The sequence below is a fragment of the Roseomonas aerilata DSM 19363 genome (assembly GCF_000711725.1).
GTDB lineage: Bacteria > Pseudomonadota > Alphaproteobacteria > Acetobacterales > Acetobacteraceae > Roseomonas > Roseomonas aerilata.
In genome coordinates, this window is sequence record NZ_JONP01000013.1 from 133259 (window position 1) to 159610 (window position 26352).

Annotated in this window: 21 protein-coding genes; 12 read left to right on the forward strand and 9 right to left on the reverse strand. The window is 71.7% G+C overall.

Translation table 11 applies throughout. The features are described from left to right. Nucleotides 1-150: 150 nt before the first annotated feature. Nucleotides 151-828: a methyltransferase domain-containing protein gene (locus tag BO39_RS30045; protein WP_156963718.1), complete on the reverse strand. Its 678-nt coding sequence runs from the start codon at nt 826-828 to the stop codon at nt 151-153. 105 nt (nt 829-933) lie between these two features. On the opposite strand from BO39_RS30045, the gene BO39_RS16425 reads away from it, so the two are divergent. Next, nucleotides 934-1722, forward strand: a complete 789-nt coding sequence (locus BO39_RS16425) for an enoyl-CoA hydratase (protein WP_043835255.1) — start codon at nt 934-936, stop codon at nt 1720-1722. Between the two features lie 11 nt (nt 1723-1733). Here BO39_RS16425 and BO39_RS16430 read toward each other — a convergent pair whose 3' ends face one another. Continuing rightward, nucleotides 1734-2690, reverse strand: a complete 957-nt coding sequence (locus tag BO39_RS16430; RefSeq protein ID WP_052402197.1) for a Bug family tripartite tricarboxylate transporter substrate binding protein — start codon at nt 2688-2690, stop codon at nt 1734-1736. Between the two features lie 107 nt (nt 2691-2797). Here BO39_RS16430 and guaD point away from each other — a divergent pair, with 107 nt between their 5' ends. Together guaD and BO39_RS16440 are read left to right on the forward strand one after the other, a co-directional pair. Then, nucleotides 2798-4162, forward strand: coding sequence for a guanine deaminase (gene guaD, locus BO39_RS16435; protein ID WP_052402198.1), 1365 nt, complete (start codon nt 2798-2800; stop codon nt 4160-4162). A 241-nt stretch (nt 4163-4403) separates the two neighbouring features. Continuing rightward, nucleotides 4404-5633 (forward strand): M20/M25/M40 family metallo-hydrolase, encoded by a 1230-nt coding sequence (locus tag BO39_RS16440; protein ID WP_043835257.1) that lies wholly within the window; start codon nt 4404-4406, stop codon nt 5631-5633. A 40-nt stretch (nt 5634-5673) separates the two neighbouring features. Here BO39_RS16440 and pckA read toward each other — a convergent pair whose 3' ends face one another. Further along, nucleotides 5674-7278 (reverse strand): phosphoenolpyruvate carboxykinase (ATP), encoded by a 1605-nt coding sequence (pckA, locus tag BO39_RS16445; protein ID WP_043835259.1) that lies wholly within the window; start codon nt 7276-7278, stop codon nt 5674-5676. A 432-nt stretch (nt 7279-7710) separates the two neighbouring features. Here pckA and BO39_RS16450 point away from each other — a divergent pair, with 432 nt between their 5' ends. Further along, nucleotides 7711-8679: a Bug family tripartite tricarboxylate transporter substrate binding protein gene (locus BO39_RS16450; RefSeq protein ID WP_043835260.1), complete on the forward strand. Its 969-nt coding sequence runs from the start codon at nt 7711-7713 to the stop codon at nt 8677-8679. Nucleotides 8680-8703: 24 nt separating this feature from the next. Here BO39_RS16450 and BO39_RS16455 read toward each other — a convergent pair whose 3' ends face one another. After that, a complete protein-coding gene (locus BO39_RS16455) occupies nt 8704-9159 on the reverse strand; it encodes a DUF3237 domain-containing protein (protein ID WP_043835262.1) in 456 nt (151 codons plus the stop codon). After that, nucleotides 9156-9716, reverse strand: coding sequence for a HugZ family pyridoxamine 5'-phosphate oxidase (locus tag BO39_RS16460; protein WP_245615206.1), 561 nt, complete (start codon nt 9714-9716; stop codon nt 9156-9158). The genes BO39_RS16455 and BO39_RS16460 overlap by 4 nt, the downstream gene beginning before the upstream one ends. An 82-nt stretch (nt 9717-9798) precedes the next feature. Here BO39_RS16460 and BO39_RS16465 point away from each other — a divergent pair, with 82 nt between their 5' ends. The 3 genes from BO39_RS16465 to BO39_RS16475 all read left to right on the forward strand — a co-directional run bounded on the left by BO39_RS16465 (nt 9799) and on the right by BO39_RS16475 (nt 13283). Further along, on the forward strand, nt 9799-10500 hold the full coding sequence (locus BO39_RS16465) for a response regulator transcription factor (RefSeq protein ID WP_043835264.1): 702 nt from the start codon (nt 9799-9801) through the stop codon (nt 10498-10500). Between the two features lie 165 nt (nt 10501-10665). After that, nucleotides 10666-11520 (forward strand): c-type cytochrome, encoded by an 855-nt coding sequence (locus BO39_RS16470; RefSeq protein WP_043835266.1) that lies wholly within the window; start codon nt 10666-10668, stop codon nt 11518-11520. Between the two features lie 77 nt (nt 11521-11597). Then, entirely contained in the window at nt 11598-13283 is a 1686-nt protein-coding gene (locus BO39_RS16475) for a stimulus-sensing domain-containing protein (protein ID WP_156963719.1), read from the forward strand. A 229-nt stretch (nt 13284-13512) separates the two neighbouring features. Here the strand turns inward: BO39_RS16475 and BO39_RS16480 are convergent, their stop codons facing one another. Both BO39_RS16480 and rsmI read right to left on the reverse strand, forming a co-directional pair. After that, the gene (locus BO39_RS16480) at nt 13513-14670 is read right to left on the reverse strand and encodes a glycosyltransferase family protein (protein ID WP_245615208.1); all 1158 of its coding nucleotides are present in this window, start codon (nt 14668-14670) and stop codon (nt 13513-13515) included. A gap of 120 nt (nt 14671-14790) precedes the next feature. Further along, the gene (rsmI, locus tag BO39_RS16485) at nt 14791-15678 is read right to left on the reverse strand and encodes a 16S rRNA (cytidine(1402)-2'-O)-methyltransferase (RefSeq protein ID WP_052402209.1); all 888 of its coding nucleotides are present in this window, start codon (nt 15676-15678) and stop codon (nt 14791-14793) included. A 128-nt stretch (nt 15679-15806) separates the two neighbouring features. On the opposite strand from rsmI, the gene BO39_RS16490 reads away from it, so the two are divergent. The 5 genes from BO39_RS16490 to BO39_RS16510 all read left to right on the forward strand — a co-directional run bounded on the left by BO39_RS16490 (nt 15807) and on the right by BO39_RS16510 (nt 22537). After that, a complete protein-coding gene (locus tag BO39_RS16490) occupies nt 15807-16958 on the forward strand; it encodes a penicillin-binding protein activator (protein ID WP_043835268.1) in 1152 nt (383 codons plus the stop codon). A gap of 49 nt (nt 16959-17007) precedes the next feature. Further along, the gene (locus tag BO39_RS16495) at nt 17008-18360 is read left to right on the forward strand and encodes an ATP-binding protein (protein WP_245615210.1); all 1353 of its coding nucleotides are present in this window, start codon (nt 17008-17010) and stop codon (nt 18358-18360) included. A 200-nt stretch (nt 18361-18560) separates the two neighbouring features. Next, complete coding sequence (gene trpS / locus BO39_RS16500) at nt 18561-19562, forward strand: tryptophan--tRNA ligase (RefSeq protein WP_043835272.1); 1002 nt, start codon at nt 18561-18563, stop codon at nt 19560-19562. 27 nt (nt 19563-19589) lie between these two features. Next, nucleotides 19590-21137 carry a murein biosynthesis integral membrane protein MurJ gene (gene murJ / locus BO39_RS16505; protein ID WP_043835274.1) on the forward strand — a complete coding sequence of 516 codons (1548 nt, stop codon included), beginning with the start codon at nt 19590-19592 and terminating at the stop codon, nt 21135-21137. Between the two features lie 410 nt (nt 21138-21547). Next, a complete protein-coding gene (locus tag BO39_RS16510; protein WP_052402201.1) occupies nt 21548-22537 on the forward strand; it encodes a UDP-glucuronic acid decarboxylase family protein in 990 nt (329 codons plus the stop codon). 476 nt (nt 22538-23013) lie between these two features. Here the strand turns inward: BO39_RS16510 and BO39_RS16515 are convergent, their stop codons facing one another. Further along, complete coding sequence (locus tag BO39_RS16515; RefSeq protein ID WP_245615211.1) at nt 23014-25047, reverse strand: O-linked N-acetylglucosamine transferase, SPINDLY family protein; 2034 nt, start codon at nt 25045-25047, stop codon at nt 23014-23016. A gap of 168 nt (nt 25048-25215) precedes the next feature. After that, a partial coding sequence (locus tag BO39_RS33660) for a hypothetical protein (protein ID WP_043835276.1) occupies nt 25216-26352 on the reverse strand: 1137 nt, incomplete at its 5' end.

The window sequence follows — 26352 nt, forward strand, 5'->3', positions numbered from 1 at the left end:
GCCCTTCCTGACGTGCCGTCGCCTCGGGTCCATGACCCGAGGCGCACCGACCGCCGGGCATCTCAAATAGGTAGAAAAAGATGATGGTGAGGGGGCCGGGGAGAGGAAGAATTCCTTCTTCCTCTCCCCGGAGTCACCCGCCTCAGCCTCTCAATCGGAGCGCTCCGCCACCAGAAGCACGTTAGGCAGCGGCGTGCCGGCCCAGCAGGGCGAAACCGTGCTGCGGAATCCCGCCGCTGCCAGGCGGGCCGCGACCTCGGTCACCGGCATTGGCCGCACGGCCGCGCCATCCTGCCGGATGGCCCGGCCGGCGCGCTCCATCGCCAGGCCCAGCGCGCTGCGCCAGCCGCGGTCGGGGTCGAAGAGCCGCAGCACGACGCGCCGCCGCGCGGCCGCCGCCATCCGGTCCAGCAGCGGCCCCTGCGCCGCCTCGGGCAGTTGGTAGAGCACGTCCACCATCAGCGCCGTGTCGCAGTCAGGCACCGCTGCCGCCGTCAGGTCGGCCTGCTCGAAACCGGCCGCGAGTCCCACCGACGCGGCCCGCGCCTCCGCCACCTTCGCCGCCTCGTAATCGAGCCCTGTCACGCGGGAGGCGGCGCCGGAGAGCAGCAGGGCCAGCGCGAGCTGCCCCCGTCCGCAGCCAAGATCCGCCACGTGCCCGAGCCCGCCCGCGCGATGCGCCAGGGCCAGGATCGCCGCTGTCGAGGGATCCCGCCGGAGTTTCGAGCCCACATAGCCCCGCGTGAAGCGCGACGCCCCGGCGTAGCGGGCCGAGACCGTCTCGATCAGCCGGCGATCCGGCGGGGGGGGCTCAGCGCCGTCCTGCATGGGACGGAGATTGCCGGGCGCTGGCGCGGGCGGCAACGCACGCCCCACCCTTTCCCCGCCGGCTTCCTGCGGGCACCCTGCCTGCAACACGCGCGGAGGATTCCCATGGCCGAGAACGAACTCATCCACGAACTGCGGGAGGGCGGCATCCTCGTCACCACCCTCAACCGTCCGCAGGCGATGAACGCCTTCACCTTCGCGATGTACGAGGGCCTGGCCGCCAAGGCGGCGGAGATCGGCCATGATCCGGCGGTCAAAGCCTGGATCATTACGGGCGCCGGCCCCAAGGCCTTCGCGGCCGGCACCGACATCTCCCAGTTCACCAGCTTCACCACGGCCCAGCACGCGCTGGACTACGAGGAGCGCATCGGCGGCGTGCTCTCGGCCATCGAGGACTGCCCCAAGCCCACCATCGCCGCCATCAACGGTGCCTGCACGGGCGGCGGCGCGGGGGTGGCGGGGGTCTGCGACCTCCGCATCGCCTCCGCCAACATGCGCTTCGGGGTGCCGATCGCCCGCACGCTGGGCAACACGCTCTCGCTCGGCAACTACGCGCGCTTCTCGGCGCTCCTCGGCCCCGGGCGGCTGCTGGAACTCATCTTCACCGCCCGCCTGGTGGAAGCGGAGGAGGCGAAGACGCTCGGCCTCGTCACCGAGGTCCTGCCGGACCAGGCCGCGCTGCTGGAGCGCGCGGAGGCGCTCGCCCGCACCATTGCCGGCCACGCCCCGCTCACGCTCCAGGCCGCCAAGACGACGCTCAAGCGCCTGCGCGAGAACGCGGTGCGCGGCGCCAACGCGGACGACATGGTGGCGCTGACCTTCACCAGCGCCGACTTCAAGGAAGGCGTCGCCGCCTTCCTCGAGCGCCGCAAGCCCGTCTGGACGGGGAAGTAGTGCGGAAGCGCCTACTCCGCCTTCAGGTCCAGCTCCCGCACCTTGCGGCCCCAAAAGGCGTATTCCTCCTTCACGGCCTGCGCGAACTCCTTGCGCGGCTGGGGCGAAAGCTCCAGCCCGTCGCGCTCCAGGCTGCGGCCGAAGCGGGGGTCGCGGATGGCGCGGTCCACCGCCGCCTCCAGCCGGTCCAGCTCGGCGTCGGGCGTGCCGGCGGGCGCGAAGATGCCGTGCCAGCCGAGGATGACGATGCCGGGCAGACCTGCCTCGGCCAGGGTCGGGATCTCCGGCATGGAGGGCAGCCGCCGCTCCCCCGTGACCGCGATCGGCCGCAGCCGCCCGTCCCGCGCGAGGGGGATGGCGGGGGAGGGGGAGGAGAAGTTCATCGTCACCCGCCCCGCCACCACGTCCTGCAGCGCCGGCGCCGTGCCGCGATAGGAGATGTGCTCCATCGGCACCCCCGCCGCCTCGGAGAAGAGCAGCCCGGCGAGATGGTTGTTCGAGCCCACGCCCGCCGAGGAATAGGTGAAGCCCGCGTTCGGCTTCTTCCCGGCCGCGATCAGCTCCTGGAGGTTGTTCGCGGGCACGCGCGGGTCGATCACCAGCAGGTACTGGTAGGAACTCACCTTCGCCACCGGCACGAGGGCGGTGGAGAGGTCCGTCCGGTCGTTGCGCTGCAGGTGCGGGTTCACCACGATGTTGGTGGAGACCGCGAAGAGCAGCGTCAGCCCGTCCGGCTTCGCGCGCGTGGTGGAGACGGCGCCGACATGTCCTGCCGCGCCGCCGCGGTTGTCGATCACCACGTTCTGACCCGTCTGTTCGATGAGCATCGGCAGCAGCTCGCGCGCCACGATGTCCGTGCCGCCACCCGCGGCATAGGGCACCACGAGGGTGATGGTCCGGCCCTGGGCGGAGGCCCGGCCGATGAGCGCGGGCGCGGCGAGGAGCGGCAGGAGATGGCGGCGTTGCATGGCGGTTTCCGTCCTTGTCTGCCCTCAAAGGGCCACGGGCGCGGCGCCGCCGCAACCATCTCTCACCCGATCGTGCGGCCGGGCCGCGCCATCCGCCGGCGCGCCGCATGACGGGGCCCGCCCTCGCCCTTCGCGGCCCCGCCTTTGCCTTCCGCCACAACCCCTTCGACGGCGACCCGGACGGCGCCCTGATCCACTGGCCGGACGCGTTGGTGGTGATGCGGGACGGCCGGATCGCCGCCATCGGCGACCACGCCGCCGAGCGCCCGCGCCACCCCGACGACCTGCCCGTGCACCACTACCCCGACGGCATCATCGGCCCCGGCTTCGTGGATACCCATGTGCACTACCCCCAGCTCGAAATGACCGGCGCCTATGGCGAGACGCTGCTCGACTGGCTGACCCGCTACACCTACCCGACCGAGGCCGGCTTCGCCGATCCCGCCCATTGCGCGCGCATCGCCGCCCTCTTCCTGCAAGCGCTGCTGCGCGCCGGCACCACCACCGCCGCCGTCTACTGCACGGTGCACGAGCACTCCGCCGACGCGCTCTTCGCCGAGGCCGACCGCCTCGGCCTTCGCCTGATCGCGGGCAAGGTGCTGATGGACCGCAACGCGCCGCCCGAGCTCCGGGACGGCGAGGACCACGGCATCCCCGCCACGCGCCGCCTGATCGGGCGCTGGCACGGGCGCGGGCGGCTGCTCTACGCCATCACGCCCCGCTTCGCCCCCGCCTGCACCGACGCCGCGCTGGAAGCGGCGGGCAGGCTCTGGCACGAGAACCCCGGCACCTACGTGCAGACCCATCTCTGCGAGACCGAGGACGAGATCGCCTGGGTGCGGGAACTCTTTCCCTCCGCCCCCTCCTACCTCGACGTCTACGCGCGCGCCGGTCTCGCCGGGCCCCGCGCCGTGATGGGCCACGCCGTGCACGTCACCGAGGGCGACCTCTCCGCCCTGCGCGGCACCGGCTGCGGCGTCGCCCACTGCCCCAGCTCCAACCTCTTCCTCGGCAGCGGGCTGTTCCGGCTGCATGACGCGACCGCGGCCGGGGTGCGCGTGGGATTGGGCAGCGATGTCGGCGCGGGCACAGGCCTGTCCACCCTCCGCACCCTCGGCGATGCCTACAAGGTCGCGCGCCTTCGTGGCGCCCGGCTGCACCCCGTGCAGGCTTTCTGGTTGGCCACCCGAGGCGGGGCCGCGGCCCTTCGGCTGGAGGACCGGATCGGCAACCTGGCCGCTGGCCTGGAAGCGGACCTCGTCGTGCTGGACCCGCGGGCCACGCCGGAACTTGCGCTGCGCACCGGGCGCTCCCCTGGCCTCGCGGACACGCTCTTCGCCCTCACCGCTCTTGGCGATGAACGGGCTGTGCGGGCGACCTACGTCGCCGGGCGCCTCGTGCATGATCGCGACGGTGCTGGTTGCCCCGGAGAGGGCGCTGCCCTCTCCGGACCTCACCCACCAAGGGCCTGAGGCCCTTGGATCCCCATCTGGCTGTCGCGGATGCGGTGATCGGGGGTTGGTTCCTTCCCCGTGCCCTTCCTGAGCGTGCAGTCGCCTCGGGTCCATGACCCGAGGCGCACCGACCGCAGAGTGATTCTAACTCGAAGAAAAAGATGATGGTGAGGGGTCTGGGGAGAGGAAGAATTCCTTCTTCCTCTCCCCGGAGTCACCAGCGCCGCCCTCAGGCTGGACAACCCGGATCGCGCGTCGCATGGGCGGGGGCGACATGCCGGAGGGTCTGATGGTCGAGCAGGTGATGGGAAGTGCCGTGTTTCGGGAGGCGCTGCGGCATCTCTCGGCCGGCCACGAGCGGTTCGTCGAGGAGATCATCCGGCTGACGGAGATTCCGGCTCCCTTCTTCCAAGAGGAGGAGCGCGGGCGAGTCTATCTCGAGATGTTGCGCGAGGCGGGGCTCGAGGACTGCGAGATGGACGCCGAGGGGAATGTGATGGGCCTGCGGCGGGGGCTCGGGAACGGGTCGCTCATCGTCGTGGCCGCACATCTGGATACGGTGTTTCCCGCCGGCACGGACCTGACGGTGCGGCGGGAGGGGACGCGGCTCTACGCGCCGGGCGTGGGCGACGACACCCGCAGCCTCGCGATGAACCTTGCCTTCCTGCGCGCGATGGATGCGGCGGGGGTGCGGACGAACCACGACGTCCTCTTCGTGGGAAATGTCGGCGAGGAGGGGCTGGGCGACCTGCGCGGCGTGCGCTTCCTCTTCACCAAGGGGCGCTACGCCGGGCGGATCGCGGCCTTCATCTCGGTCGAGGGGCCGATGGGGATGGGCACCATCGTGTCGGGTGCCACGGGCTCGCTGCGGTATCGCGTGACCTTCCGCGGTCCGGGCGGGCACAGCTTCATGGATTTCGGCATCGTCAGCCCCTCCTTCGCGCTGGCGGAAACGATGGCGGGGCTGTCGCGGATCGAGGTGCCGGCGGAACCGCGGACGACCTTCAGCGCGAGCGTGATCGGGGGCGGGACCTCCGTGAATTCCATTCCCAACGAGGTCTGGGTGGAGGTGGACCTGCGCTCGGACTCGGCCGAGGAGCTGACGCGGATCGACCGGGCCTTCAAGGAGGTGGTGCAGCGCTCGGTGGAGGCGGAGAACGCCGCGCGGAGCACCGCGAAGGGCATCGTGACAGTGGAGCTGAAGAAGATCGGCGACCGTCCGGCGGGGGCCATCGACCGGAGCAGCGAGCTGGTGGCGAACGCGACGGCGGCGGCGAAGGCGCTGGGCTTCTCGCCGAAGGTGGTGGCGAGTTCGACGGATGCGAGCATCCCGATCTCGCTCGGCATCCCGGGGATCGCCGTGAGCGCGGGGGCCGGAGCCGGGGCGCATACGCTGGAGGAATGGGTGGACGTGGAGCCCGCGCAGACGCTGCACGACATGCAGCTCGCCTTCGCGACGCTGCTGCAGACTGCCGGGATGGAGGTTTAGGAAAACGCCGGGGGAGGCGTCGCCTCCCCCGGGTACTGGTTCAGGCCGCGGCCTTGATGGCGGCTTTCTTCACGTCCTCGCTGACGGCGCCGGCGAAGGTCTCGAAATTCGCCTCGAAGCGGGACTGCAGATCCTTCGCCGTCTTGTCGTAGGCGGCCTTGTCGGACCAGCTCTCGCGCGGGTTCAGCACCTCGGCGGGAACGCCCGGCAGGGCCTTGGGGATCGACAGGCCGAAGAAGGGCTCCTGCACGAACTCCACCTTGGCAAGGCTGCCGTCGAGCGCCGCGCGGAGAAGGGCGCGGGTGTGCTTGATGGACATGCGCTGGCCGGTGCCGTAGGCGCCGCCGGTCCAGCCGGTGTTCACCAGCCACACCTGGGCGCCGTCGCGCTCGATCAGCTCGGCGAGCATCTTGCCGTAGACCTCGGGGTGGCGCGGCAGGAAGGGGGCGCCGAAGCAGGTGGAGAAGGTGGCCTGCGGCTCCTTGCCGAGGCCCTTCTCCGTGCCCGCCACCTTTGCGGTGTAGCCGGACATGAAGTGGTACATCGCCTGGGCGGGCGTCAGCTTGGAGATGGGCGGCAGCACGCCGAAGGCGTCGGCTGTCAGCATCACCACGTTCTTCGGCAGGCCGGCCATGCCGCCCTGGACCGTGTTCGGGATGAACTCGATCGGGTAGCAGGAGCGGGTGTTCTCGGTGAGCGAGCCGTTCTCGAGGTCGAGCACCCCGCGCTCGTCGCCGACGACGTTCTCGAGCACCGCGCCGAAGCGGTGGGAGGCGTCCCAGATCTGCGGCTCGGCCTCGCGCGAGAGCTTGATGACCTTGGCGTAGCAGCCGCCCTCGAAGTTGAAGACGCCCGTCTTGGTCCAGCCGTGCTCGTCGTCGCCGATGAGGGCGCGCTCGGGGTCGGAGGAGAGGGTGGTCTTGCCGGTGCCGGAGAGGCCGAAGAACAGCGCGGTGTCGCCGTCCTTGCCGACATTGGCCGAGCAGTGCATCGGCAGCACGCCCTTGGCCGGCAGGATCCAGTTCATCACCGTGAAGATGCTCTTCTTGATCTCACCGGCGTAGGAGCTGCCGGCGACCGCGATGATCTTCTTGGCGAAGGAGAGGGCGATCAGCGTCGTGGAGTTCGGGCGGCCGCCGTGCTCGGGCTTGGCCTCCATCTCGGGGGCGTGGAGGATGACGTAGTCGGGCTCGAAGCCCTCCAGCTCCTCCACCGGCGGGCGGATGAACATGTTGCGCGCGAACAGGGCGTGCCAGGCGTTCGGCGTGACGAGGCGGACCTTGATGCGGTGCTCCGGGTCGGCGCCGGCATAGAGGTCCTGGGTGAAGAGCTCGGGCTGGGCGGCGAGGTAGCCGCGGACGTCAGTGGTGAAGGATTCGAACTTCGCGGGGTCGAGCTTCTGGTTCACCTTGCCCCACCAGATCTCCTTCGTGACCTCGGGGTCGTCGGCGACGAACTTGTCCTGGACGGAGCGGCCGGTGTGCTGCCCCGTGATCGCCATGAAGGCGCCGTCGGCGGAGAGGCGGCCTTCACCGCGGCGCAGCGCGTGGGTGGTCAGGCCGGGGGCGGTGAGGTTGGCGTGGAGCGTGGCGGGCGCGGACACGCCGGTGCCGGACAGGGCTCGGGCGTTGCGGGGATCGGTCATAGTAGGCGTTTGCCTCCGGCTGGCAGGTCCGCTGGGGGTTACGGACGAGATCGGGTCTGGCCGGGGTGTCCCCGAAACCATGGGCCAAAATACGGCGAATTCGCCACTGGAGCAAAATAACCGCACAGTTACTTTGGGCACTAAGCCAATGTTAATTTTGTGCAGTGCGGCATGTTGTTCCGCAGAGTGGATAAGTTCGGCGGCGCTCCCATCCGGTACGCCGGACCAGGTTCCGAACCCCTTTTCCGTCTGGTTCCTTGTTGTGGCTGATGGGCGGCACTGCGTTCCGGCCCCCGCTGCTTCAAGGCCCGGCCGCCCCCGTCTCCGCGTGCCGCACCGACACTTTTGGGGAGGTGATCGGGGGTCGCCGCGGGGGCCGTGTTGTCGCACGATGTGGTAACAAGATCGACAACAAGACAGGAGAATCGTTCCATGCCCGTGCTCCCCCGCCGTGCCGTCCTTGCCGGCGCCTCCCTGCTGCCCTTCGCGGCCCGCGCGGCGCTGCCCGACCGGCCGCTGCGAGTCGTGCTCGGCTTCCCGCCGGGCAGCGGGCCGGACGTGGTGGCGCGGCTCCTGGCCGATGGGCTGAAGGGGGCCCTGCCGGCCGGGGTGGTGGTGGACAACAGGCCTGGGGCGGCCGGCGCGATCGCGGCGCAGGAGGTGGCGCGGACCGCGGCCCCTGACGGCACGACGCTGCTGCTGGGCGAGGTCGGGCAACTCGCCATGGCGCCCAGCACCTATGCCCGGCTGAGCTACGACCCCGCGCGGGACTTCGCGCCGGTGGCCGAGGTTGCGGCGGTCGACTTCGCCTTCGTCGTGCCCGCCAGCGTGCCCGCCGACAACTTCCCGGCCTATCTTGCCTGGGCGAAGGCGCAGCCCTCGGTCTTCATGGGCACCTTCGGGGCGGGGACACCCGGGCATTTCGGGGCCGCGATCCTGGCCGCGGGCGCCGGGCTGAAGGCGGAGGCCGTGCATTTCCGCTCCACCGGCGATGCCATGACGGCGGTGCTGGGCGGGTCGGTCCAGGGCATGTTCGGCACGGTGGCGCTGGTCGCGCCGCAGGTGCGGGACGGGCGGCTGAAGGCGCTGGCGGTGACCGGACCCGAGCGTTCGGCGCTGCTGCCGGACGTGCCGAGCGTGCTGGAGCTGGGCCAGCCGGACCTGGCCTTCGATGCCTGGTTCGGGCTGGTCGCGCCCGCAGCGACCCCGGCGGCCCTGCGCGGCGAGCTGGAGGCGGCCGTGCTGCGCGCCCTGGCCGAGCCGGCGCTCCGGGCGCGGATGCAGGAGGCCGGGTTCCGCGTGGCGGCGAAGGGCCAGGCGGCCTTCGGGACGCTCATGCGGGAGGAGACCGCGCGCTGGGCGGCGGTGGTGAAGGCCACGGGGTTCCGCGCGATCGAGTGAGGGCGGGGCGGCCCGCCCGCACCCTCAGACGGCGAAGATGCGGATCCGCACGCTCTCCGGCTGCCGCTCCCCGAAGCCGAGGAAGAGGCTGCCGTGCAGCCAGGCATGGGCGGGGGAGGGTGTTTCGAAGACCGGCGCGGTGCGGAAGTAGACGCGCTCGGGCGGCACCGCCTCCCCGCGGAGAAGGCGGGCCATGTCCTCGGGCGCGGCGCGGCGTAGGCCGCGGTTGACGACGTTGACGAGGGCGCCGTCCGCGAGGCGGATCGTGTAGCGGGCCTCGATCTCGGTGACGCCGTCGGGGCGGATGAGCTGGGTGTCGGTGCCGCCGGGAAGCAGCTCTCCCTCGAGCCGCGGGCCGGTGACGCGGCCGCCGATGATGGGCACGATCCGGCGCTCGCCGCCGGGTACGGCGCCGATGACGATGGGGGCGGCGACGGTGCAGTCGAGCTGCCCGACGAAATCCTCGGGGCGGCCGGTCACGGCACGCCCTCCGGGTCCGGTTCCGGCCCGGTTGCGACGGGTGCTCCCTCCCCGGGTGCGGGGCGGAGGTCGGCCGCGCGGAGGCGGTGCGCCCGGGCGAAGCCGAGCACCATCTGCCCGCCCATGGGCATGATCCGCCAGAGGCCGAAATCGGCGAAGTCGGCGTAGAGCTCGGCATAGGGGTGGCGAGCGAGCCAGACCGCCTTCAGGCCGGGGTCCTCGATCCGCTCTGCCAGGCCGGTGACGGTGACGCGGGGGGTGGTCTGCGGGTTGGGCCCCTCGGGCTCCCCGAGGAAGAGGAGGGCGCAGCGGGGATCGCGCGCGAGCTGGCGCGTGTGCTCCGAGAGGGTGGAGAGCCAGAGCAGCACCGCGCCGTCCTCCGCGACGGCGGGGGTGACGAGGGAGGCGTAGGGCTGCCCGCCCTCGGCCACGGTCGCGAGGGTGGCGGAGGACGCGCCGCGCATCAGGGCGCGGGCGGCGGGGCCGCGTTCCTCCGCCGGCGGGGCGGGGGGCGGCGCTTCCTCGGGCATGCTGTCTCCCGGTTCGCGGCTTGCCATGGCATCCTCCCGCCAGATTCGAGCTTCATATGGGCGACCCCGATGGGGCCGCCGTCCCCCGACAGGCCTGTAAGGACGACCGATGCCGCACACCATCGCCCTGGTGGATGACGACCGCAACATCCTCACCTCGGTCTCCATGACGCTTGAGCAGGAGGGGTTCACGGTCCGCACCTATACCGACGGGGAGAGCGCGCTGCAGGGCCTGCTGGCGCGGCCGGTGGACCTCGCGGTGCTCGACATCAAGATGCCGCGGATGGACGGGATGGAGCTGCTCCAGCGCCTGCGCCAGCGCAGCGGCATGCCCGTGATCTTCCTTACCTCCAAGGACGACGAGCTGGACGAGCTGATGGGGCTTCGGCTCGGCGCGGACGACTACATCACCAAGCCCTTCTCCCAGCGGCTTCTGTTGGAGCGCATCCGCACCCTGCTGCGGCGCAACGAGGCGAGCCGGGCGGAAGGCTCGGGCACCCCCCAGGGCGGCGTGATCGCGCGCGGCGACCTCGTGCTGGACGAGACGAAGCACACCTGCACCTGGAAGGGCCAGCAGGTCCAGCTGACGGTGACCGAGTTCCTGCTGGTGAAGGCGCTGGCGACCCGGCCGGGCATGGTGAAGAACCGCGACCAGCTGATCGACGCCGCCTATGGCGAGAACATCTACGTGGACGACCGCACGATCGACAGCCACGTGAAGCGCGTGCGGAAGAAGTTCCGGGCGGTGGACGACAGCTTCGGGCAGATCGAGACGCTCTACGGCATCGGCTACCGCTACAAGGAGGCCTGAGCGCGGCGGGCTCCACCCCGGCGCGAGCCTCCGGCTGATGTTGCCGCGCAACACCTCTGGGAATATTTTTTGCGCGGCGATGCAACTTTTTGCCCTCGGCGATTGCCGTGGCACGCTCGTGTCCGGGAAACGCAACGGCTCTCTGGCCGCAAGGGAGAAAGCAGCATGTTCGCCTGCTCGCGCAATCGCTGGCTCATCGCGGCCCTTCTGGCCATCAGCGGCACGGCGCTCGCGCAACCCTCGCCGGATCCGGTGGCGCGCGGCCGCTACCTCGTCGAGGCAGTTGCCGCCTGCGGCAACTGCCACACACCGCAGGGGCCCGCGGGCAACCTGCCGGGCATGACGCTCGCGGGCGGCATGGTCTTCGACGAGAAGCCCTTCCGCGCCGTCTCGCCGAACATCACGCCCGACCCGGAGACGGGCATCGGCCGCTGGACGGACGCGCAGCTCATCCGCGCCATCCGCGAGGGCAAGCGGCCCGATGGCACGACGATCGGCCCGCCCATGCCGTTCGAGCTCTATCGCGGGCTGTCGGACACGGATGTCGCGGCGATGGTCGCTTATCTTCGCACCGTGCCGCCCGTGCGCAACGCGGTGGCGCGGAGCGAGTACCGCATCCCGCTGCCGCCCGCCTATGGACCGCCCGTCGAGAGCGTGGCCGCGCCGGCGGAAGACCCCGTGGCGCGCGGGCGCTACGTCGCCGGGCCCCTTGGGCACTGCGTCGAGTGCCACACGCCGATGGGCGAGGGCGGCCGGCGGGACTGGTCGAAGGTGGGCGGCGGCGGGCAGACCTTCGAAGGGCCCTGGGGCGTGTCGGTCGCGCGCAACATCACGCCGCACCCGGAGGCGGGCATCGGCCGCTGGAGCGACGCCGAGATCATCCGGGCGATCACCCAGGGCGTCTCGGCCGATGGGCGCCATCTTTTCCCGCCGATGGGCTACGCCTACTACGCGGGCGCGAGCGAGGCGGACCTGCGCGACCTCGTCGCCTATCTCCGCTCCCTGCCGCCGGTGCCCTGAGCGGGGGGCGGGGCGCGCCACGAGCCTGCCCTTATCCTGGCCTCACCCCGCCACCGATTCCGCTCTATGCTGGGCCCATGCCGGATGCCAGCGGACCCGTCACAACAGACCTGCCCCCGCCCGTTCCCATGGAGCGACGGGCCGAGGGGCGGCGCTTCTCGCCGCTGCTGCGGCGCATCCTCCTCGTCAACATGCTGCCGCCCTTCCTGCTGGTGGCGACGCTCCTCTACCTCGACCAGTACCAGGACGGGCTGCTGGCCGCGGAGGTGCAGGGCCTGCGCACCCAGGCGCGGATCTACGCGAACGGCATCGCGGAGGCCGGGGTTCGCATCCAGGACGACCGCGCGACCCTCGTGCCCGAGACCGCCCGTCCGCTGCTGCGGCGACTGACGGAACCGAGCACGGGAACCCAGGCGAAGCTCTTCGACAACAATGGCCTGCTGGTGGCCGACAGCCGCGTGCGGGAGGGGCCGGGCGGCGCCATCGTGACGGAGCCGTTGCCGCCACCGAGCCAGCCCGGCCCGGTCGCGGGGACCATCGGGCGTGTCTATGAGCGCATGCTCGACTGGCTGCCGCGCCCCCGGGTGCGCGGCCCCGCCGTGGTGGTGGACGAGACGCCCGACGCCCCCTCCTTCGACTGGCAGCCCGATCTCGGCCCCGACCGGCGGGAGGAGCTGCGCCTGGCGCTCGAAGGCGGCGTGAACCCCTATGTGCGGCGCACGGCGGACGGGCGGCTGCTGGTTTCAGTGGCCGAGCCCGCGCGGCGCGCGAACCAGCCCGTCGGCATCGTGCTGCTGACCCGCGAGGCGCGGGAGGTGGACCAGCGGGTGATGGAGATCAGGGGCTCCGTGCTCGCGCTCTTCGCCATGGCGCTGGCCATCACCGTCGCGCTCTCGCTTTATCTCACGCGCACCCTCGCCTCGCCGATGTTGGAGCTGGCGGGCTCCGCGGCCTCGATGCGGCAGGGCAAGGGGCGGGGCGGGTCGGTGCCGGCGCCGCTCATGGCGCGGCAGGACGAGATCGGCATCCTGGCGCGGGCCCTGCAGAGCGGCACGAACGCCCTCTGGGCGCGCGTGGACGCGAACGAGCGCTTCGCGGCCGACGTGGCGCACGAGCTGCGCAATCCGCTGACCTCCGTGCGTTCCGCCATCGAGACGCTGCGGCGCGTCGAGAACCCGGAGCAGCAGAAGCGCCTGCTCGCGATCATCGCGGAGGACGCGGTGCGGATGGACCGGCTGATCGGCGACATCGCCGACAGCTCCCGCGTGGATGCCGAGTTGTCGCGCACGGTGTCGGAGCCGGTGGACATCGCACCCATCCTCTCGACGCTGGCGGAGCTGCAGGTGGCGACGCGGGGGGAGAACGACCCCTCCGTGGAATTGGACGCGCCGGCCTCCCTCGTGGTCCGGGGTGTAGAGGGACGGCTGGTGCAGGTGCTGCGCAACCTCCTGGGCAACGCGCTCTCCTTCTCGCCGCCCGGCGGCAAGGTGCGGGTGCGGGCGAGGGCGACCGGCGCGGTGGCCGAGATCGCCATCGAGGACGAGGGGCCCGGCATTCCCGAGGCGAAGCTCGAGGGTATTTTCGACCGCTTCTACTCCGAGCGGCCGCAGGGCGAGCGCTTCGGGCAGCACTCCGGCCTCGGCCTGTCGATCTCCCGCCAGATCGTGGAGGCGCTGGGCGGACGGATCATGGCGGAGAACCGCCGCAACCCCGACGGGAGCGTGGCCGGGGCGCGCTTCGTGGTGCGGCTGCCGGTGGCTTGAGCCGGCTTCGGTGACGCTGGGGGAGAGAATGAATTCTCTCCCCCAGACCCCCACTCATCTTTTTCTCTCTGTTGGAGATGCTGGACGGCCGGCGCGCCTCGGGTCGTGGACCCGAGGCGACGGCACGCGAAGGAAGGTTCTGCGACAGCCAGAGGGGGGTCCAGGGGCCTCAGGCTCCTGGCGGGAGAGGTCTGGAGAGGGCAGCGCCCTCTCCAGGAGCCGCCGGGGATCACCCCTCGCGCGGCAGAGGGTTGCGCCCGCGGAACTCGGGGCTGGCCAGAAGGATGCCGCGAACCTGCCGCACCGAGTAGCGCCCGGCGTAGAGATCGAGGGCGGCCTCTTCCGCCTCTCGGTCGAGCAGCCAGCGGAAGAGGGCGGCCACGTCCTCGCGACTGGCCTGACGGTCGCGCTCGAGGCGCCTTCGGCCTTGCTGTTCCAGCAGGGCGGCGAATTCGTTGCGGCGGAAGTTGCGCTGTCGCTTGCGGGCGTCCGCGATGATGCCGGCCACCTGGCTGCCGACACCGGCGGCGACATGGTGCTCGGGGCCTTCGACCCATTGCATGCGGTCGAAGCCGAGGTCGTTGAAGCGCGCCTGGTGGAAGGATGCGCCTTGGGCGCCGATGTAGCGGCCGAAGCACACGTCGGTCATCACCCGGGCGATGCCGAGAGCGTGGCAGCCGACCGTCTTGATCGCGTCCTGCGAGGTGTGCGGGCCCGCGACGTCGAGGCCCTCCATCCAGCGGTAGATCGCCATGTGGTCGCGCCAGGCGTAGTCGGCGCCGTCGAGGATGGCGTCATAAGGGGCCATCCAGTCGCGCAGGCGCCGCCAGGGCTCGCGCTTCAGGCCGAAGGCCCAGTGGTGGTCCAGCATGACCAGCCAGGCCTCGGGGCCGGGCGGCAGGGCGTTGTGGTCGCCATAGGCGGCGAAGTAGCCGATGCGCGGGTCGCGGTCCGCGACGGCGCGCAACTCCTCCATGATGCGCAGGTATTCGGGGCCGAGCTCGAGGTCGTCCTCGAAGAAATACGCGCAGTCGGCATCCAGTGCCTCGAAGGCGAGGACCTCGCCGCGGCGGATATTGGCGGCGATGCCGAGGTTGACGCGGGAGGCCGCCACCTGGCCGCGCGGGAAATGGGCGCGGAAGGCGGCGATGGAGGCCTCGATCTCGGCGTCCTCGGCGTAGCGCAGGCCGGTGCGGGCGGAGACGGCGCCGTCCTGCAGGAGGAAGACGCGGCGGGGATCGAGGGTGACGCCGCGCTGGCGGAGAAGGGAGGCGCAGACGCGGTCGAGATAGGCGGGACGGTTGAAGCCGACGATGATGACGGGAATGTCGAGCACCCGGGGGGCGGGTTCGCCGTGGAAGGGCGGGGTGGCCAACGCGTTGCTCAACCGGGTTCTCCTGGTCTCGCGCCCTCGCTAGGACGCGGCGAGGGCGAAGGCAACGGGTTGGATGCACGGCCCGCGCGCTCTTCCACCCGCCGGTGAGCGGCGGGCGTGTCGTGCCGCCCTTCAGCCATCCTCCCGCCCGAGTTCGAGGGCGCGGGCATAGACCTGGCGACGGGGCAGGCCGGTGGCGGCGGCGACCATGGCGGCGGCGTCGCGCAGGGACTGGCCGGCGGCGAGGGCGGCGCGGAGCCGGTCATCCACCTCCTCCGCGCCGCCGGTGGTCTCGGGGGCCGGGCCGACGACGACGACGATCTCGCCGCGTGCCGGGTGGGTGGCGTAGTGAGCGGCGAGCTCGGGCAGGGACGCGCGCCGCACCTCCTCGAACCGCTTCGTCAGTTCGCGCGCGACGGCGGCGGGGCGGTCGCCGAAGCCCGCGGCGAGGGAGGCCAGGCATTCGGCCAGCCGGTGCGGCGCCTCGAAGAAGATGAGCGTGGCGGCGAGGCCCGCGCCCTCGGCGGCGCGAAGCCGCCCGATGGCCTCGGCGCGGGCGCCCTCACGCGGGGGCAGGAAGCCCATGAAGAGGAAGGGCTGGGGCGGCAGGCCGGAGAGGGTGAGGGCCATGACCGCCGCGTTGGGTCCGGGCACGGCGGAAACCGGCGCGCCGGCCTCCATCGCGGCGCGGGCGAGGCGGTAGCCGGGGTCGCTGACCAGCGGCGTGCCGGCGTCGGAGACGAGGGCGATGCGCGCGCCGCCGAGAAGGCGCTCCAGCAGGCGCGGCACCTCGCGCGCCTCGTTGTGGTCGTGCAAGGGCTGGAGGGGGGCGGAAATGCCGTGGCGGGCGAGGAGAGGCGCGGTGACGCGCGTGTCCTCGCAGAGGATGAGCTCGGCGCCGCGGAGGGTCACGACTGCGCGGGAGGAAAGGTCCCCCAGGTTGCCGATGGGGGTCGCGACCAGCCATAACCCAGGAGCCAGCCCGGCGGACGCGCCGAGAACCGGGCCCCCGGCACCCAGTTCCTCACCAGAAGGGGGCTCGCTTGCATCCTGATCCGTCTCGGGGCCCTGCCCTGGCCCCCCGGTCTTCCAGTCCGGCAATCCGCGTCCCCCGCCCGTTCCCGCGCCCAATCCGGGGCCTGAGCGCCGTGGCGGCGCTGCTGGCCCTTGTGGGCCTGGCGGCCTGCGCGCCGCAAGTTCCGCGCGCCCAGTTCTATGGCGGGCCCGCCGCGCCGCTCTTCGCGGGCGGGCCGCAGGCGCCCGCCCAGGCGCCGGTCGCGCGCGTCGCGGTGCTGCTGCCGATGAGCGGGCCGCAGGCGGCGCTGGGGCCGGCCATGCTGAACGCGGCCACCATGGCGCTGTTCGAATCGGGCGCGCGCGGGGTGGAGCTGGTGCCGCGCGACACCACGGGTTCTTCCGGCGGCGCCTCGGAGGCGGTGCGCTCGGCGCTGGCGGAGGGCGCGCGGGTGGTGGTGGGGCCGCTGACCGGCTCCGAGACCACGGCTGCGGCCGGGCAGGCGCGGGCGGCGGGGGTGCCGGTGATCGCCTTCACCAACGACGTGGAGCAGGCGGGCAACGGCGTCTGGGCCGCGGGTCTGACCCCCTCGCAGCAGGTGCGGCGGCTGCTTGTCTCGGCGCAGGCGGCGGGGATCCGGCGCATGGGGCTGGCGGGGCCGGATGGGCCTTTCACGCGGCAGCTCGCGAACGCGCTGCGCAATGCCTCGCGCGAGGCCGGGATGTCGCCGCCGGTGATCGTGACCTATCCGGGCTCGGCCTCGCGCCCGCAGGCAGCGGGGCAGGTGGTCGCCCAGGCCGGGACGGAGGCGATCGGGCTGCTGATCCTCGGTGAGAGCGGGGCGCAGGCGCGCGAGATGGCGGCCGCCCTGGCCGCGGCCGGGGTCGGCGCGCCGGGCACGCGGCTGGGCGGGCCGGCGCTCTGGGCCGGGGATGCCTCCCTGGCTTCCGAGCCGGCGCTCGCGGGTGCCCTGATACCCGGACCCGACCCCGGCGCGCGCGCGGCCTTCGAGGCGCGCTACGAGGCGGCCTTCGGCACCCGGCCGCCGCGGCTGGCCGCCACAGCCTATGACGCGACCTCGGCCGCGCTGCGCTCCGTCCGGCCCTTCGATCCGACCACCCCCGCCGCGCTGCCGGTCGGCGAGCCGCTGCAGGGGGCGGAGGGCGCCTTCCGGCTGCTGCCGAACGGGCAGGTGCAGCGGGCGCTGGCCGTCTACGCACTGACCTCGGGGGCCGAGCCGCAGATGGTGGAGCCGCCGCTGATGCCGGGGGCGGCGGGCTCGTAACCCTGGCGGCGGCCCGACTCTGACCCCCCCGCGCCCGCCCCTGCTCGACGTGCTGCGCGCCGCCGGGCTGCTGGGCGGCGTGCCGATGCTCGTGCTGCTGGTGCTCGGCCTTTCCGGCCGGGCGGACGGGGTGGCGGTGGTGCTGGGGCTGCTGGTGACGGCCCTCGGGGCCTTCCTGCTCGGCCGGGCCTGGGTGAGGACGCTGGCGGGGCTGGAGGCGGACCTGCGGGCGGCGGTCGAGGGGCGGGCGCCGGGCCCCACCCCGCGCCCGCTGACCCGGGTTGCGGGGCGGGTGACGGAGCTGGCCGCCCGCCTGGCCCGGAGCCTCGCGGAGCGGGAGGAGATGGTGGGGCGCCTCCGCCGGGCGGATGCCGCGATCATCGAGGCGCTGCCGGACCCGCTGATCGTGCTCGGGGCCGACCGGCGGCCGCTGCGGGCGAATGCCGCCGCGCGCCGCTTCTTCGGGGGCGAGGGGCCGGCGCCCGCGACCGCCGATACCGCGGCCTTCCTGCGCCACCCCGGCATCGCCGGCGCCGTGGACCGGGCGCTGGCCGAGGGCGTGCCGCAGGTGGCGGAGGCGGTGCTGCCGGTGCCGGTGCCGCGCGACCTCTCGACCCAGGTGATCCCGCTCGACCCGCCGCTCTCGGACGGCGGGCGGCTGCTGGTGGTACTGGCGGACCGCACCCAGGCGCGGGCGGCGGAGCGGATGCGGGCGGATTTCGTCGCCAATGCGAGCCACGAGCTGCGGACGCCGCTCGCCTCCATCATGGGCTTCGTGGAGACGCTGCGGGGCCCGGCGGAGGGCGATGCCGAGGCGCGCGCGCGGTTCCTCAAGATCATCGCCGAGCAGGCGGAGCGGATGCGGCGGCTGATCGAGGACCTGCTGGGCCTCTCGCGCATCGAGATGACGGAGCACCAGGCGCCGACCGGCAGCGCCCGGCTGGACGAGCTGGCGCGGGGGGAGGCGGAGGCGATGGCGCCGATCTTCGCCGCGCGGGGGGCGCGGCTGGCGCTGGAGCTGGAGCCCGCGACGGCGGCGCCCGCCGATCCCGGGCAGCTCTCGCAGGTGCTGCGGAACCTGATGGAGAACGCGGTGCGCTACGGGCGGGAGGGCGGGCAGGTGGTGCTGTCCGTCCGGGCGCTGACCGCGCCGGAGGGGGCGCTGCCGCCAGGGGTGCTGCTGCGGGTGGCCGACGACGGACCGGGGATCGCGCGCGAGCACATCCCGCGGTTGACGGAGCGCTTCTACCGCGTGGATGCGGGGCGCTCGCGCGGGGTGGGCGGCACGGGGCTGGGGCTGGCCATCGTGAAGCACATCGTCTCCCACCACCGCGGGCAGCTGCTGATCGAGAGCGAGCCGGGGCGGGGGACGGCGATGCGGGTCTGGCTGCCCGGGCATTGAGGGCGGTGGGTCCGGGGGGCAGCACCGCCGGGGAAGTTCGAGGATTCCGCCGTTCGGCCCTGGTCCCGGCGGGGCCGAAAAAATAGAAGGGGCGCCGGGAGGAATTCTTCTCCCGTCCCGGCCCGACATCCTTCTTCGGGCGGGGCACCCTCAACGAGCCCCCGGCGCTCCAACCGCCGGCCGGCCAGGAAACCCCTTCCATGCAGCGCGTCTTCTCGGGCATCCAGCCCTCCGGCGTCCCCACCCTCGGCAACTACCTGGGGGCCATCCGCAACTGGGTGCCGATGCAGGACACGCACGAGGCGATCTTCTGCGTGGTGGACCAGCACGCCATCACCCAGTGGCAGGACCCGCGCGAGCTGACGCGGCAGACGCGGGACATGGCGGCGGCGCTGCTGGCCTGCGGGCTCGATCCCGCGCGCTGCACCCTGTTCGTGCAGTCCCACGTGCACGCGCACACGCGCCTGGCCTGGATCTTCAACTGCGTGGCGCGGATCGGCTGGCTGAACCGGATGACGCAGTTCAAGGACAAGGCGGGCAAGGACCGCGACAATGCGGGCGCCGGCCTCTACGTCTATCCGAACCTGATGGCCGCCGACATCCACGCCTATCACGCCACGCGCGTGCCGGTGGGCGAGGACCAGAAGCAGCACCTGGAGCTGGCGAACGACATCGCCGAGAAGTTCAACCACGACTACGGCGTGGAGTTCTTCCCGCATATCGACGCGCACATCATGGGCGTGGCCGCCCGCGTGATGTCGCTGCGCGACGGCACGAAGAAGATGAGCAAGTCGGATCCCTCCGACCAGTCGCGCATCAACCTCTCCGACGACGCCGACACGATCTCGCTCAAGATCCGCCGCGCGAAGACCGACCCGGAGCCGCTGCCCTCGGAGATGCAGGGGCTGGAGAACCGGCCGGAGGCGCGGAACCTGGTGGGCATCCTGGCCGCCATCACCGACACGACGCCGGAGGAGGTGCTGCGCCAGCACGGCGGACAGGGCTTCGGCACCTTCAAGGGGATCCTGGCCGACGCGCTGACCGCGCATCTCTCGCCCATCGCGGCGGAGACGCGGCGGCTGCTGGACGATCCAGGGGCGGTGGACGCGCTGCTGCGGCGCGGTGCGGAGCGCGCGCGGGCGATCGCGGAGCCGATCGTGGCGAAGGCGGAGGAGCTGGTCGGCTTCCTGCCGCCGCGCTGACGCCGCCCCCATGATGCTGAGCACGTCATGCTGAGGGGAATCCTCACCGTCGGTGTCTGGACGCTGGGCAGCCGCGCGCTCGGCTTCCTGCGGGACATGCTGATCGCGGCCAGCCTCGGCGCGGGGCCGATCGCCGACGCCTTCTTCATCGCGCTGAAGCTGCCGAACCTGTTTCGCCGGCTCTTCGGGGAGGGCGCCTTCAACGCGGCCTTCGTGCCGGCCTTCGCGGGCACGCTGGCCGTGTCCGGCCCCGTGCAGGCACGGGCGCTGGCCGAGCGCATGTCCACGCTGATGACGCTGTGGCTGACGCTGCTGGCGACCCTGGGCATCCTCTTCATGCCGCAGGTGATGACGGTGCTGGCGCCCGGCTTCACCGACGACCCGCTGCGCTTCGGGCTGGCCGTCGAGATGACGCGGATCACCTTTCCCTATCTCGTCTTCATCTGCCTCACCGCGCTCGTCTCGGGCGTGCTGAACGGGTTGGATCGCTTCGCCGCCGCCGCCGGGGCGCCGGTGCTGTTCAACCTGCTCTCGATGGGCGCGCTTTTCGCGCTCTCGCCTTTCGTCGCCACGCCCGGGCACGCGCTGGCCTGGGGGGTGACGGTCTCGGGGGCGGCGCAGCTGCTGCTGGTCTGGGTAGCGGTCGCGCGGGCGGGGATGCCGATGCGCATCGTCTCCCGCCCGAGCATGACGCCGGAGGTGCGGGCGGTGCTGCGGCGGATGGGGCCGGGGCTGATCGGCGCGGGGGTGACGCAGCTCAACCTGGCGGTGGACGTGATCATCTCCTCCCTGCTGCCGGCGGGGGCGGTGTCCTACCTCTACTACGCCGACCGGATCGGGCAGCTCCCGCTCGGCGTCATCGGGGCGGCGGTGGGCACGGCGATGCTGCCGCTGCTGTCGAAGCAGTTGCAGGGCGGCAAGCCACTCTCGGCGCACCGGACCATGAACCGGGCGATCGAGCTCTCGCTGGCGCTGGCCCTGCCGGCGGCCGCGGCGCAGGCGCTGCTGGCCTGGCCGATCATCTCGGGGCTTTTCGTGCGCGGCGCCTTCGGGGAGCTGGAGGGCGCGGCGACGGCGGCGGCGCTGACGGCCTATGCGCTGGGGCTGCCGGCCTTCATCCTGGTGAAGGCCTTCGTGCCCGGCTTCTTCGCGCGCGGCGACACGGCGACGCCGGTGAAGGTGGGGCTGGCGGTGGTGGCGCTGAACCTCGCGCTGAACCTTCTTCTCACGCGCTACCTCGCGCATGTGGGGATCGCGCTGGCGACGGGGCTCTCGGCCTGGGTGAACGTGATCGCGCTCGCCTGGCTGCTGCGGCGGCGGCAGGCCTGGCGGCCGGACCGGCGGCTGCGCCGGCGCGTGCCGCGTCTGCTGATGGCGACGCTGGCGATGGCGCTGGTGCTGTTGGCGCTGCGCGCGGTGGTGCCGGAGCCGGTCGGGTCGACCATGCGGCTGGCGGTGCTGGCGATGTATGTCGCGGTCGGGCTGGTGACGTATTTCGGGATCGCGCAGGCGATCGGCGCGCTGCACCTGGCGGAGATCAGGCGGCGGCCCCGCAGTGCGCCGGCGTCTCCATGAAGGGTTTACTCCTGGGGCATTAGGATTGCGGACGTTCAGCCGGAAAGTCAGGGCATGAGCACGGACGCTGCAAAAGGCGGCGGGAAGGAACGGATGGGGGCCGCTTGCGGCGCCGCTTGGCGCGCCCCTATGCTCGGGGCGGAGGCGCTCGGTCGCGAACGCCCGTATGGGGTGGGTCGGTCCGGGAAGGGTCCTGCGCATGGGCGAAGTCCGGGCGATCGGCCGCGGTTCCGCCGTGGCGCCCCCGCGCGGTTGCCGCTGACCATGCGATGCGTCCTGGCCGGGCCGCGCCCCGGCACCAACGCCCTCGCCACTTCACGCCGTGCCCCCTCGTTCCCGTCGCGAAGGGGCGGGCGGGGCGCCGCGCACCTCATCCTCCGACTATCCGTGGCAACATGAAGGACCACTCAATGAGCCTCATCAGCAAGCGCGTCATGGTCACGGGCGGCGCGGGCTTCCTCGGGTCCCATCTCTGCGAAAGGCTGCTACAGGACGGGCACGAGGTGCTCTGCGTGGACAACTTCTTCACGGGGCGGCGCGCGAACATCGCCCATCTCCTCGGCAATCCGCGCTTCGAGCTGCTGCGGCACGACGTGACCTTCCCGCTCTATGTCGAGGTGGACGAGATCTACAACCTCGCCTGCCCGGCCTCGCCCGTGCACTACCAGCACGACCCCGTGCAGACGACGAAGACGAGCGTGCTCGGCGCGATCAACGTGCTCGGCCTTGCCAAGCGGCTGCGCGTGCCGGTCATGCAGGCCTCGACAAGCGAGATCTACGGCGACCCGACGGTGCACCCGCAGCGCGAGGAGTACTGGGGCAACGTGAACACGCTCGGTCCCCGCGCCTGCTACGACGAGGGCAAGCGCTGCGCGGAAACGCTCTTCTTCGACTATCACCGCCAGCACGGGCTGCAGATCAAAGTGGTGCGGATCTTCAACACCTACGGGCCGCGGATGCATCCCGACGACGGGCGCGTGGTGTCGAACTTCATCGTCCAGGCGCTGCGCGGCGAGGAGATCACCCTCTACGGCGACGGCGAGCAGACGCGCGCCTTCTGCTATGTCGACGACCTCATCGAGGGCTTCCGGCGCATCATGGGGACGCCCGCGGCGGTGACGGGGCCGATCAACCTCGGCAACCCGCACGAGATCACGGTGCGCGAGCTTGCCGAGCGCATTCTCCTGCTGACGGGATCGCGCTCCCGCCTTGTCTTTCGCCCGCGGCCGCAGGACGACCCGACGCAGCGCTGCCCGGACATCACCAAGGCGCGCGAGCTTCTGGGCTGGGCGCCGAACGTGAAGCTGGAGCTGGGGCTGGAGCGCACGATCGCCTATTTCGACCGGCTGCTCTCCTCGGGCGGCGAAATGCAGCCGCGGGAGAGCGCGGCGCTGCTCTGACGAGCATTCCGCCGGGAGGGAAACCGGGCTCGCTGCCCCTCGCTGCACCGGGCTTGGGGCGCTTGGGCGCGAGCGTAGCAGGTGCGTCGATCCGTGGGGACCGCGCGGGGCGGTGCCCTGCCTGCGAGAGTCACGCCCCGTTTGCTCCGGAGAGGGCGCCGCCCTCTCCGGCGTTCAAGGCAGTGCCCCGAACCCGGGCAGGAGCCCTGTTCGATCCGTAGGCTCACCCACGGACCTGCATTCGGCTGGCGGGGACGGATGTCCTGCTGGCGGGTCCCCTGGTGCCTTCCCGCGGGTGCAATCTCCCGGGGTCCAGGCAAGGCGCACCGTCCGCTCGGCGCTCCGATGGGCCGAAGACGCGCCCTTCGGCAGGTTCGGGGGAGGGAGAAGCCTTCCTCCCCCGGTGTCACCAGCGGCGCGACATCAGGGCTGAGAACCGGTGCCCTGAAGCGGTCGGGGAGAAAGGGGCTTGCGTCCTAGCGCCGCCACAGACGCCCGTCAGGGCGGACCGGGAAGTCCGCGTCGAGCTCGGCCAGGCGCTCGCGGTAGCGGGCGAGATAGGCGGTGTCGTCCAGCGTCTCCATGAGGTCCAGGTCCTCGGCCGCGCCGATCTCGTGGTAGATATCGAGGTTGGCGAGGTCGGGCTGGGGCAAGGTGCCGGCGCGACGATCCTCCTGCATCTGGCCGTAGAGCGCTTCGAGCGAGCGGACCAGGCCGGGGGTGTCGAACAGGGTGCACGTGTCGCGGCTCGCCTTCAGCCGGGCGCGAAGGGCCGCGAGTTGCGGCCTATCCCTGGCGAGCTCGATCGCCCGCGCGACATAGGCTTCGGGTGTGTGGCAGACCATTTCGGGCAGGCCGGCCGCGGTGACGAGGCTGGCACAGACGCGCGTCGCGAAACTCCGGCCCGAGAGCGCAAGGATCGGCAGCCCGACCCAGAGGGCATCGGAGGCGGTCGTGTGCGCGCCATAGGGAAAGTTGTCGAGGAACAGGTCGGCGAGCTGCATGCGCGCCAGGTGCTGCGGGTTCGGCATGCGGCCGGCGAAGATCAGCCGGTCCGGGGCGACACCGGCGGCCAAGGCCTGGGCGCGCAGTCGCTCATTGGTGTCGGCGGTGCCGCTGAACAGCCAGAGCACACTGTTGGGCACCTCGCGCAGGATGGTCATCCAGCGCGCGAAGCAGCGGGGTGTCAGTTTCTGCATGCCATTGAGGCAGCAGAAGACGAAGGCATCCTCCGGCAGGCCAAGCTGTTGGCGCGTGGGCGCGGGCGCCACCGTGCGCTTGCGGTCGTTCGGCTGGTAGCAGGGCAGGCGGAGAACCTTCTCGGAGTAGTAGGTCTCGCTCTCCGGGGGAATGATCACGTTGTCGGCGACGATGTAGTGATGGTAGGGGCTGCCCATCGAACCCGGAAAGCCAAACCAGTTCACCGCGACCGGCGCCGGGCGCATGGCGAAGACCTTGGTGCGCGCGTCCTTGGTGTAGCCGTTCAGGTCCACCAGGATGTCGATGCCGTGCTGCCGGATGAGCTGGGCCGCGCGGGCGTCATCGATCCCGTTCAGGTCCGTCCAGTGGTCCACCGCGCGCTTGGACCGCCGATGTGTCTCGTCCGATGTGTTGATGCCGCAGTAGTAGGCGAAGACCTCCACGTTCTCGCGGTTATGCGTCTCGAGCACATCGGTCATGGCGAAGCCCACGGCATGGTCCCGGAGGTCGGAAGAGACATAGCCGATCCGCAGGCGGCGCCCCGGCTCAGGCGCGCGCGGAACCTCCATCAGCCGCGGGCGGGCCGGACGGCCGATGGAATGGCGGGCGTAGTTGTAAGCATTGGCGAGATGGAAGATGGGATCGTCGGTGTGGTAGGCGGCGGAGAGCGGCGAGATCGCGGACTGGAGCTTGGGTGCCTCGAGCCGGTTGCTCGCGGCCAGGACGGGCCATTTGCACTGCCGCTGCCGTAGCGCGATCAGGTGCTGCATCACATCCGGCTGGTCGTGGTTCAGCTCGAGAGACTGGCGGAGCGTGTCCTCGGCAGCTGCATCCTCCTGCGCGGCTTCGAGCACGCGGCCGGCCTGCTTCAGGGCGAGCAACTTGTAGGTCAGCGCGTCCGGCGTCACGGCCGACTGCGCGCTGACGAAGGAGAGCCAGGTTTCCACGGCAAGCCCGGCTTGGCCCATCCGCTCCAGCAGGCCGCCCAGGTTGATATAGGGCGGGCCGAAATCTGACTTGAGACGGATCGTTTCCCGCAGGGCATTGATGGCGCCGGGCAGGTCGCCGGAGTCGGAGAGGCAGACGGCGTAGTTGAAGTAGATGGCTGGCGCGCCGGGATGCCCGTTATTGAGGGCAAGCCACGTCTTGTAGAGCGTCAGGGCGAAGGACAGGTCGTGGGCGGCAAGGCGCCCCGCCTCGCCGATCAGTTCCTCGGCCGTCATCTGCCGGGCATTGATCCGGGCCAGGGCTGCCGCCAGTTCCGCCGCGCCAGCATGGACCGGAGGCGCTTGGATTTCCGCTTCGGACAAGGAAGCAACTCCTTTTTGGATCCCGCGTCGGCCGGGCCGATCTGCTGGCCCTACCGTTCCGCCTTGTTCACAAGTTTGATGCCCCGCGCCACGACAGGCAACCTGCCTTGGCGCCTTTGTCGAGATGGATCGTGAGCGGGCCGGGGAGTGACCCGGCCCGTCCCGTGCTCAGCTGAGCAGCGTCAGCAACGCGTTGACCTGGCTGGTATTCATCGCCTGCACCTGGGTGGTGGTGAAGGCGGCGCCCTGCGTGGTGGTGAACGCGGCGATATCCGACGAGTTGAAGCCCGAGAGCTGGCTCGTGGACATGGCCGCAATCGCCGTGGTGCTGAAGCTGCTGGCCTGAGTGGTGGTGAGTGCCGCGATCTCCGTGCTCGTCAGGCCGCCGACCTGGGTCGTACTGAACGCGCCGATCTGCGTGGTGGTCAGGGCGCCGACCTGTGTGGTTGTCAGCGCCCTGATGGTCGTCGCGGTCAGGCCACCGAACTGGGTGGTCGTCAGTGCCGTAATATCGGCCGGGGTCAGGCCGCCAACTTGAGCCGTGGTGAGAGATCCGAGCTGCGTGGAGTCCAGCGCGCCCACCTGATTCGTGTCCAGTACCGCGATCTGCGTGGACTTGAGGCCGGCGAGCTGGGCGGTCGTCAGCACCGCGATGTCGGTGGACTCAAGCCCGCTGATCTGGGTTGTCGTCAACGCCGATAGCTGCGTGGACTTCAGGCCGCCGACCTGGGTTGTGCTTAGCGCTGCCAGCTGCGTTGAGTTCAACCCCGCCAGCTGGGCGGTGGAGAGCGCCGCCACCTGCGTGGATGTAAGACCACCCAGCTGGGTCGTATCCAGTGTTCCCAATTCGGTGGTGGTAAGCCCGCTTAGTTGAGTCGTGGTGAGTGTGCCAAGCTGGGTAGAGGTCAGGCTGCCAACCTGTGTCGTGGTCAGGGCGGCGAGGACTGCTGTCTTCAGCCCGAGGATCTGGGTTGTCGTGAGTGCTGCCAGATCGGTCGTCTCGAAACCGACGATCTGGGCGGCGGTCAGTGAGCTCAGCTGTGTGGAGGTGAGGCCGGCGAGCTGGGCGGTGTCGAGGGCGCCGAGCTGGCTGGACTTGAGACCGGCGAGCTGGACGGTGGAGAGGGCGCCGAGCTGGGCGGAGGTGAGGCCGGCGAGCTGGGTGGTGGTGATCGCGCCGAGCTGGGCGGCGGTGAGGCCGGCGAGTTGGGTGGTGGCGAGCGCGCCGAGTTCGGTGGTGGTGAGGCCGCCGAGCTGGGTGGTGTTGAGCGCCGCGAGCTGGGTGGCCTTGAGGCCGGCGAGCTG

Coding starts and splice junctions, on each gene's coding strand:
- BO39_RS30045 (WP_156963718.1), bottom strand. CDS start 828: ATGCAGGACGGCGCTGAGCCCCCCCCGCCGGATCGCCGGCTGATCGAG.
- BO39_RS16425 (WP_043835255.1), top strand. CDS start 934: ATGGCCGAGAACGAACTCATCCACGAACTGCGGGAGGGCGGCATCCTC.
- BO39_RS16430 (WP_052402197.1), bottom strand. CDS start 2,690: ATGCAACGCCGCCATCTCCTGCCGCTCCTCGCCGCGCCCGCGCTCATC.
- guaD (WP_052402198.1), top strand. CDS start 2,798: ATGACGGGGCCCGCCCTCGCCCTTCGCGGCCCCGCCTTTGCCTTCCGC.
- BO39_RS16440 (WP_043835257.1), top strand. CDS start 4,404: ATGGGCGGGGGCGACATGCCGGAGGGTCTGATGGTCGAGCAGGTGATG.
- pckA (WP_043835259.1), bottom strand. CDS start 7,278: ATGACCGATCCCCGCAACGCCCGAGCCCTGTCCGGCACCGGCGTGTCC.
- BO39_RS16450 (WP_043835260.1), top strand. CDS start 7,711: ATGCCCGTGCTCCCCCGCCGTGCCGTCCTTGCCGGCGCCTCCCTGCTG.
- BO39_RS16460 (WP_245615206.1), bottom strand. CDS start 9,716: ATGGCAAGCCGCGAACCGGGAGACAGCATGCCCGAGGAAGCGCCGCCC.
- BO39_RS16465 (WP_043835264.1), top strand. CDS start 9,799: ATGCCGCACACCATCGCCCTGGTGGATGACGACCGCAACATCCTCACC.
- BO39_RS16470 (WP_043835266.1), top strand. CDS start 10,666: ATGTTCGCCTGCTCGCGCAATCGCTGGCTCATCGCGGCCCTTCTGGCC.
- BO39_RS16475 (WP_156963719.1), top strand. CDS start 11,598: ATGCCGGATGCCAGCGGACCCGTCACAACAGACCTGCCCCCGCCCGTT.
- trpS (WP_043835272.1), top strand. CDS start 18,561: ATGCAGCGCGTCTTCTCGGGCATCCAGCCCTCCGGCGTCCCCACCCTC.
- murJ (WP_043835274.1), top strand. CDS start 19,590: ATGCTGAGGGGAATCCTCACCGTCGGTGTCTGGACGCTGGGCAGCCGC.
- BO39_RS16510 (WP_052402201.1), top strand. CDS start 21,548: ATGAGCCTCATCAGCAAGCGCGTCATGGTCACGGGCGGCGCGGGCTTC.